At 34.2% G+C, this 1,174-nt stretch carries 1 protein-coding gene; it reads right to left on the minus strand.

Going from position 1 to position 1,174, the window contains the following annotated elements; translation table 11 throughout:
- The coding region (locus BKH41_RS09920) for a hypothetical protein (protein ID WP_180762815.1) at window positions 1-1,174 on the minus strand (1,174 nt) is incomplete at both ends.

Below are 1,174 nucleotides of genomic sequence, written 5' to 3' on the forward strand. Positions count from 1 at the left end.
TTGGTTTTTAGCAATGATCTTTGTGTTTGCTGCATAGCCGTTATTGTTAAGATCTGCTGAAGCTTGAACACTAGAATGATCTAAATTCCATATCATATTGGCACCATTTGTGATTTTGCCTGTAATTTTGCTCTCTTTTTTAAGGCTAAAGTTTAAGGTGCTAACGGAATTTGAAACATTAATATCACCATTGATGGTAGAATGATCCAATGTCCAATTCCAAGTAGTATTGGCACCATTTGAGATTGAACCTGTCATTGTAGAATCTTTAAAGGCAGCATTGAGAGCTCCCCAACTGGCTTTTGCATTGCCTGTCCAAGTTGAGTTGTCGCTAAAGTTTAAATTGGTCGTACCTGTATCAGTATTGGAAAAATCTCCTGTCCATTTAGATCCTTTAAAAACAGCATTGAGAGTTCCTTCATTATTGCTTGCATTGCCTGTCCAAGTTGAGTTGTTAAAGTTTAAACTATTCAAATCTAGAGTCGCGAAAAAATTTCCTATCCATTGGGCATTTTTAAAAGCCAATTGCCAATCATAATAAGGTGATTGTCGTTCAGCTGAGGCATTGCCTTTAAAAACATTATTTGTAAAATTGATTTTAACTGGTGTGGGGGAAATGATAAAATTTATATCTCCAATAAAAGCATAATTTGTTGCACTCGGATTGCTTCCTTCAATACCGCCATTAAAATTTAATTCCAATTTTCCGGTTGCGTTATTTATTACTACGCTATTGGGCAAATTGTCTATAGATATAGCAAGATTTCCCTGCCAAAGTGAGTTTTTAAAATTTATGTCTGTCTTGACGTTATAATCAAAAAGATTAGCTCCATAGAGACCAGAATCAGAATTTGTGTAAAAATTTACCGTTGTATTATTAGCATTTAATACAACAGTATCAGGAAAATTATCTTTGGCTTGGGTATAGGTAAATTGATAGCCACCATTACCTTTAGTCAAATTTAAATTTGGAAAAGAGGGATTTGTTATGAGCTGGGCACAAGAAGTAGTCCCGCCTAGCAGACAAGAAGTGTCACCACTTACAACATCATCAGCTCTTAAAATCTCACCACTAAATGGAAATAATAAAGCTGCTAAGACAAAAGAAAATAGAGGAAAAAATCTTTTTTTGGATTTAGAAGAATTTTTATTTTGAAAGTTTTGAGAAGGTGTG

Source organism: Helicobacter sp. 12S02232-10, from assembly GCF_002272895.1.
Lineage (GTDB): Bacteria > Campylobacterota > Campylobacteria > Campylobacterales > Helicobacteraceae > Helicobacter_J.